The sequence below is a fragment of the Kosakonia sp. S42 genome (assembly GCF_016624785.1).
Lineage (GTDB): Bacteria > Pseudomonadota > Gammaproteobacteria > Enterobacterales > Enterobacteriaceae > Kosakonia > Kosakonia cowanii.
Map to the genome: position 1 here is coordinate 20,661 of NZ_JACVTW010000042.1, position 6,863 is coordinate 27,523.

A 6,863-nucleotide genomic window follows, 5' to 3' on the forward strand; every position below is an offset into this window, starting at 1 on the left:
CCAGGTCAGGTTAATCGAGAACTTTGCCGGCGGTCTCTTTGGCGATCCACACGACAATAAAAGAGATAAGCGCAGTGCCCATTACGTACCACGCCGGGGAGAGCGGGTCGCCGGTCAGGGTGATAAGCCCCGCCGAGGCGAACGGCGTTACGCCGCCAAAGACGGCAACCGTGAGGTTGTAGGCGATGGCGATGCTGCCGTAGCGGATGGCGGTCGGGAACAGCTCAACCATCGCCGCACCGCAGCCGCCGTTAAACATGGCGACAAACACGCCGAGCAGGCTCATAGCGGCAATCGAGGCGCCGACCGATCCCTGGCTCATCAGCAGCATCGCCGGCCAGGTGAACAGAATGAAGCCACCACAGCCCATTAACATTAGCGGGCGTCGGCCCCAGCGATCTGAGAGATAGCCGGTGAGTGGCATACAGATCGCCACACTCAGCAGCCCGAGGGTGGTGATGAGGTAGGAGTCGGTGCGGCTGTAGTGCAGGTGGGTGGAGAGATAACCCGGCATAAAGGATTGCAGCACCCAGCTGCTCACCGCTTTCACCACCACAAAGCCGGTACAAAACAGCAGGGCGGTCATTGAGGTGGAGAGGGTTTTCCGCAGCGGTGAGGCTTCGATTTTGCCGCTGGCTTTCAGCTTATGGAACTCGGCAGAGTCTTCCATATTGCGGCGCATATAGAGCCCACCGAGGCCAAGCGGGGCGGCAAGCAGGAAGGGAATGCGCCAGCCCCAGTCGTTCATCGTTGCTTCGCCGAGGGTATGGGTGAGCAGCAGCACCAGCCCGGAGCCGCAGACAAAGGCCATAAAGCTGAAGTTTTCGCTCCAGCAGGTGAGCGTCGCACGGCGGTGCGGCGGTGCGCTTTCGGCGAGATAAGTGATAACACCAGAGCTTTCACCCCCGGCGGCGAAGCCCTGCACCAAGCGGGTGAGCACCAGCAGGATTGGCGCGATGATCCCGGCCTGCTGGAAGGTGGGCAAAATGCCCATCACAAAGGTGGAGATGGAGGTGATAACGATCACCGTCACCAGCACTTTGCGCCGCCCCTGGCGGTCGCCCATTGAGCCGAAGAAGAGGCCGCCGAGCGGGCGCATTAAGAAGCCGGAGCCGAAGACGGCGAAGGATTTCAGCAGGCCGATCGCCGGATCGTCGCTGACAAAGAAGTTGCTGGCGATGATCGCCGCCAGCGTGCCGTAAAGGCCGAAGTCGAACCATTCGATAAAGTGCCCGACGCCCGCCGAAAGCATGATTTTCGCGGTGCGGCGGGCGGGCACTTTCTGCTCTGTGCCGTCGTAGGGCTGTGAGGTGGTGTGCTCCATTGAGCCTCCCGTAGTGAGTAGGGTATCTGCGTTGTTGTTATCGTGCAGGCAGTGTTGGGCATCGAAAGCGTGCAGGCGAGCGGCGTGTTGTGTTGCGTGAGGCTTATCAAAGATTGCGGCGGAAAAGTGCTTCATATAGTGAAGCAATGGATTCAGTGCATGAGCCGATGCGATTCGCTTTTGTAGGCCGGATAAGGCGAAAGCCGCCATCCGGCACTGCGGCATTGCCCGATGGCGCTGCGCTTATCGGGCCTACGGGGGCGAGGCAGAGGTTTTGTAGGCCGGATAAGGCGAAAGCCGCCATCCGGCAATGGGCCGGGTATGTGGCATTGGTGGAAGGGTTCCGTTCACCAGGCGCTGGGGAGTTTCATTAACCCCTTATGCGGTGAACGGGACAAAGGGAGCGGCCGCGCTCCCCTTGTCAATCCCCGCGGCCCCGCGAGGAAATCGGTGCTGCGCACTGCGCTCACCTCCCGCGCGCCTGACTGCGGCCGGCTCGACTCGACATCCTGTCTCGGTTCGCCTCTGTCCGCCATCCCTGGCGTCCAGACCTTGTCATTCACGCTTCGGTTCGCCGATTTCAGCGGGGACACAACCCCCATCGCTGTCATATCGCAGAGAAAAAAACCGGTGTCGCTGAAACATTGCCGGATGGCGCGTACCGCTTATCCGGCCTACGGAGCACCGATGCATAGGCTTTTGCAGGCCGGATAAGGCGCAAGCCGCCATCCGGCAGTGCGGAATTGCCCGATGGCGCGGCGCTTATCAGGCCTACAAGTGCCGGGTACGGTTGCCGGAAACTGACAAAACGTGCGTTTATCTTGACAATCCATTGACACTTATCTGCCTGGTCAGTAATTTCATTTGTAATTATTGATCAGGCAAATATCATGACAAATTCTGCGGATAACCCTAACCCGACGCTGCACCTCGGCCTGCTGATCCACCTGGCAAACCAGTTCAAAGACCAGCTTATCAGCCACTACTTTTCGCCGGCGGATATCACCGCCGCGCAGTTCAAGGTGCTGATCAGCATCTATAAAGGCTTCACCAGCCCGGTTGAAGTGAGCAAAAACCTGCTGATGGACGCGGGCGCCATGAGCCGCATGCTTGAGCGGATGGTAAAGCGCGACCTGGTGGTGCGCACCACCAACCCCGACGATAAACGCCAGGTGATCCTCGGCCTGACGGAGAAGGGGCGGGGGATTTGCGATCGCTTCCAGAATGAGGCGCTGGCGTCGATCCTCACCTCACTCACCGAGCGTCTCACCGATGATGAAGCGCAACAGCTGGTGACGCTGCTGATCAAAATGCTGCCTGACGGCGCAACCCAACCCTATCGCTAAGTTTTCCTGAAAGGTGATCAAGATGACCGATTCAGCTGCTCAACCTGCACGCGCGCCGAGTAAACGTAAGCGCAACTTCGCCATTCTGTTTGTGCTGCTGGTGGTTATCGCCGCCGGCTGCCTGGCCTGGTATCTGCTCTATGCCCGCTATTACGAAACCACCGATGACGCCTATGTCAGCGCCAACCAGGTGACCCTGACGCCGCAGATTGGCGGTACCGTCACCCAGGTCGCCGTTGATGAGGGGGACTTTGTACAAAAAGGGCAGCCGCTGGTGCTGCTCGACCCGGCCGATACCGAGATTGCGCTGCAACAGGCGCAGGCTAACCTTGCCAGCACCGTGCGCCAGGTGCGTGGGCTTTACAGCACTGCGGATAACTACCGTGCGCAGGTGGCGGCGAAAAAAGTGGCGCTACAAACGGCGCAGAGTGACTACGCGCGTCGGCAGAAGATTTTCGCCACCGGTGCGGTCACCGCTGAGGATTTGGCTCATTATCGTGACAACGTCACTAGTGCGAAAAGTGACCTGATTGCCGCGCAGCAGGCGCTCAACACCAATCTGGCAATGGTTGACGACACCGTTATCGACAGCCATCCGGAGATCAAAAGCGCCATCGCCACCCTGCGTCAGCGCTTTCTCGATAACGCCCGCAGTACCATTGTTGCGCCGGTGAGCGGCTATGTAGCGAAGCGCGCAGTGCAGCTTGGTATGCGCGTCGATTCCGGCACTACGCTGCTGTCGATTGTGCCGCTCGATCAGGTGTGGGTAGATGCCAACTTTAAAGAAAGCCAGATGAGCACCATGCGCCTCGGGCAGAAAGTGACGCTCACTGCCGATCTCTATGGCGATGACGTGGAGTATCACGGCACGATTGAGAGCCTCGGCATTGGTACCGGTAGCGCCTTCTCCCTGCTGCCGGCGCAGAACGCCAGCGGCAACTGGATCAAGATTGTCCAGCGTCTGCCGGTGCGCATTACCCTCGATCCTCATGATATGCAGAAACATCCGCTGCGCGTCGGCTTGTCGATGGCCGCCCGCGTCGATATTCGCGATACCGAAGGGCACCTGCTGCCGCAGCAGAGCGTCGCGCAGCCGCGTTTCGCAACAGACGTCTACCAGAATGCGCTGGATAAGGCCGACGCGCTGGTGGCGAAGATCCTTCACGATAATAGCCAGCCGGTAGCCGCCCGCTAAGAGAGACGCGATGCAAGATAAATCGGCATTTACGCCGCCCAGCCTGCTGCTGGCGACGATTGCGCTGTCGCTGGCGACCTTTATGCAGGTGCTGGACACCACCATCGCCAACGTGGCGCTGCCGACCATTGCCGGTAATCTCGGCGTCAGCGCCGATCAGGGCACCTGGGTCATCACCTCGTTTGCGGTCTGTAACGCCATTGCGCTGCCGCTCACCGGCTGGTTTACCCGTCGCTTTGGTCAGCTGCGGCTGTTTGTTGGCTCAGTGGCGCTCTTTACCCTCTCCTCATTTCTGTGCGGCTTTGCCCACAGCATGACGGAGCTGATCGTCTTTCGCGCGCTGCAGGGCTTTTTCGCCGGGCCGATGTTTCCGATGTGTCAGACGCTGCTGCTGGTCATTTTTCCCACCAGCAAACGCAGCATGGCGCTGGCGCTGCTCTCCATGGTGACGGTGGTGGCACCGATTGTCGGGCCGATTACCGGCGGCTGGATCACCGATAACTACGCCTGGCCGTGGATCTTCTACATCAACGTGCCGATTGGCATCTTCGCGGCGATTGTCGTCTGGATGCAGCTGCGCGAGCGGGAAGAGACCACTACCACCTCGCCGATTGATTACATCGGCATTGCGCTGCTGGTGCTCGGCGTTGGCCTGTTACAAGTGGTGCTGGATAAGGGCAACGATCTCGACTGGTTCGCCTCGAACGAAATTATTGTGATGTCGGTGCTCTCGGCGATTGCGCTGGTGTCGTTTGTGATGTGGGAGCTTGGCGAGCAGCACCCGATTGTTAACCTGCGGCTGTTTAAGGATCGCAACTTCGCCATCGGCACCGCCACGCTGACCCTCGGCTACGCGGCCTTTTTCGCCATTAACATTATTTTGCCGCAGTGGCTGCAAACCCAGATGGGCTACACGGCGATCTGGGCCGGGCTGGCGGCGGCACCGATGGGCTTTCTGCCGCTGCTGCTGACGCCGTTTATTGGACGCTATGCCCATAAAGTTGACCTGCGTATTCTGGCAACGCTGTCGTTTCTGACCATGGGGGCCTCCTGCCTGCTGCGTGCGCAGTTCAATACCGAGGTCGATTTCCGCACCATTGCCGAAGTGCAGATGTTTATGGGCATTGGCGTGGCCTTCTTCTTTATGCCCATCACCACCATTGTGCTCTCTAACCTGCACGGCCAGGCGGTGGCGGAAGGCTCCGGTCTGGCGACCTTTTTCCGCGTGCTGGGCGGCTCGTTTGCCTCGTCGCTCACTACCTGGATCTGGTCACGGCGGGAGATTTACCACCATGCCACCCTCAGCGAAAGTGTCTCGCAGTGGAACCCGGCGGCGACAGACTATCTGCATAAGATGGGTGGCGCGACGCAGCAGCACCTGGCGGCGGTGGATAAAACCCTGGAGCAGCAGGCCTATATGCTGTCGACCATCGACTACTTCTGGCTGCTGGGCTGGCTCTTTTTAGCACTGATGATTGTTATCTGGTTTGCCCGCCCGCCGTTTGTGCGTAGCGGTGCGCCCGGCGCGCCGTCGGCCGGACACTAATTACTACCCATAGAGAGATGTTATGGCACCCCTGTTATCCGCCAGCGATGGCCGTTTATTGCAGCACCGATCTTTTGTCGCCTTCTGGCTGGCGCGCACCAGCTCCAGCTTTGGCTTTCAGATGTTGTCGATTATTGTCGGCTGGCAGATCTACTCCCAGACGCAGAGCGCCTTCTGGCTGGGGATGATTGGCCTGGTGCAGTTTATTCCCTCGCTGACGCTGGCGCTGCCCGCAGGGCATATCGCCGATCAATTTGACCGCCGTCGCGTGGTGCTGCTGTCGCAGGTGTGCGAGTGGGTGGCGATTGTGGCGCTCGCCTGGCTCACCTGGCAGGGCGATGCCAGTGTCGGCGTCATCCTGGCGCTGATTTTTGTTATCTCCTGCGCGAAAACCGTCGAATCGCCGTCGATGATCTCGATGCTACCGGCGTTGGTTCCGGCCTCGATTCTGCCACGCGCCACGGCGGCGAATGCAGTCTCCGGCCAGGCGGCGCAGATCGTTGGCCCGGCGCTGGGCGGCTTTCTCTACGCTGCGGGCGCGGATGTGGTTTACAGCGTCACCGCGGCGCTCTATCTGCTCTCGCTGCTGCTGGTGATCACCCTGAGCTATGAGCAGGCGCAGCCAAAACGCACGCCCGCGACGCTCTCATCCCTCTTTGCCGGGGTGCGCTTTATCCGTAACCGGCCGGATGTGCTGGGGGTGATCTCCCTCGATCTCTTCGCCGTGCTGCTCGGCGGTGCGACGGCGCTGCTGCCGATTTTCGCCCACGATGTATTGCATACCGGCCCGCTCGGGCTGGGGCTTCTGCGCAGTGCTCCGGCGGTCGGAGCATTGCTGGTTGGCTTCTGGCTAAGCCACCGAGCGCTGACGCGCCGTGTCGGCATTATTATGTTTATGTCGGTCGCGGGCTTTGGCGTGGCGACGCTGGTGTTTGCTTTCTCAAGCTGGATGTGGCTCTCGCTGCTGGCGCTGTTTGCGCTCGGCGGGTTTGACATGATCAGCATGGTGATCCGTGGCTCGCTGGTGCAGCTTGATACGCCGGATGAGATGCGCGGGCGGGTCAATGCGGTGAACTCGATATTTATCAATACCTCCAATCAGCTTGGCGAGTTTGAGTCCGGGATGCTCGCCGCGTGGCTGGGGGCGGTGCCCGCGGCGGCGATTGGCGGGGTGGGGACGCTGATTGTGGTGGCGCTGTGGATGAGGTGGTTTCCGGGATTGCGGCATCGGCAGCGGCTGGAGAGTGATGGTGGGTAAAGCGCCTTGCTGGCGGGGGCGTAGGCCGGATAAACGTTTACGCGCCATCACCACCACACCACTGCCGGATGGCGGCTACGCCTTATCCGGCCTACAAAAACGGGCTTTCAGCGAAACCGGTACTGCTTTATATCCGCAATATGACAGCGAGGGGTTGTGTCCCCGCTGAAATCGGCGAACCGAAGCGTGAATGA

General features: G+C 60.1%; 5 protein-coding genes. 4 read left to right on the forward strand and 1 reads right to left on the reverse strand.

The annotated features are described in order from the left end of the window. Positions 1-10 precede the first annotated feature (10 nt). Entirely contained in the window at positions 11-1,324 is a 1,314-nt protein-coding gene (locus IAE50_RS23535; protein WP_076769971.1) for an MFS transporter, read from the reverse strand. 890 nt (positions 1,325-2,214) lie between these two features. Here IAE50_RS23535 and IAE50_RS23540 point away from each other — a divergent pair. From IAE50_RS23540 to IAE50_RS23555, 4 genes are read left to right on the forward strand one after another with little or no spacing between them, the layout of a single operon-like run. Further along, on the forward strand, positions 2,215-2,670 hold the full coding sequence (locus tag IAE50_RS23540) for a MarR family transcriptional regulator (protein ID WP_094419707.1): 456 nt from the start codon (positions 2,215-2,217) through the stop codon (positions 2,668-2,670). A gap of 22 nt (positions 2,671-2,692) precedes the next feature. After that, positions 2,693-3,865, forward strand: coding sequence for an efflux RND transporter periplasmic adaptor subunit (locus IAE50_RS23545; protein WP_200135758.1), 1,173 nt, complete (start codon positions 2,693-2,695; stop codon positions 3,863-3,865). Positions 3,866-3,875: 10 nt separating this feature from the next. After that, on the forward strand, positions 3,876-5,411 hold the full coding sequence (locus IAE50_RS23550) for a DHA2 family efflux MFS transporter permease subunit (RefSeq protein WP_200581480.1): 1,536 nt from the start codon (positions 3,876-3,878) through the stop codon (positions 5,409-5,411). Positions 5,412-5,433: 22 nt separating this feature from the next. Further along, positions 5,434-6,669 carry an MFS transporter gene (locus IAE50_RS23555; protein ID WP_200581481.1) on the forward strand — a complete coding sequence of 412 codons (1,236 nt, stop codon included), beginning with the start codon at positions 5,434-5,436 and terminating at the stop codon, positions 6,667-6,669. Positions 6,670-6,863 lie beyond the last annotated feature (194 nt).

Coding starts and splice junctions, on each gene's coding strand:
- IAE50_RS23535 (WP_076769971.1), bottom strand. CDS start 1,324: ATGGAGCACACCACCTCACAGCCCTACGACGGCACAGAGCAGAAAGTG.
- IAE50_RS23540 (WP_094419707.1), top strand. CDS start 2,215: ATGACAAATTCTGCGGATAACCCTAACCCGACGCTGCACCTCGGCCTG.
- IAE50_RS23545 (WP_200135758.1), top strand. CDS start 2,693: ATGACCGATTCAGCTGCTCAACCTGCACGCGCGCCGAGTAAACGTAAG.
- IAE50_RS23550 (WP_200581480.1), top strand. CDS start 3,876: ATGCAAGATAAATCGGCATTTACGCCGCCCAGCCTGCTGCTGGCGACG.
- IAE50_RS23555 (WP_200581481.1), top strand. CDS start 5,434: ATGGCACCCCTGTTATCCGCCAGCGATGGCCGTTTATTGCAGCACCGA.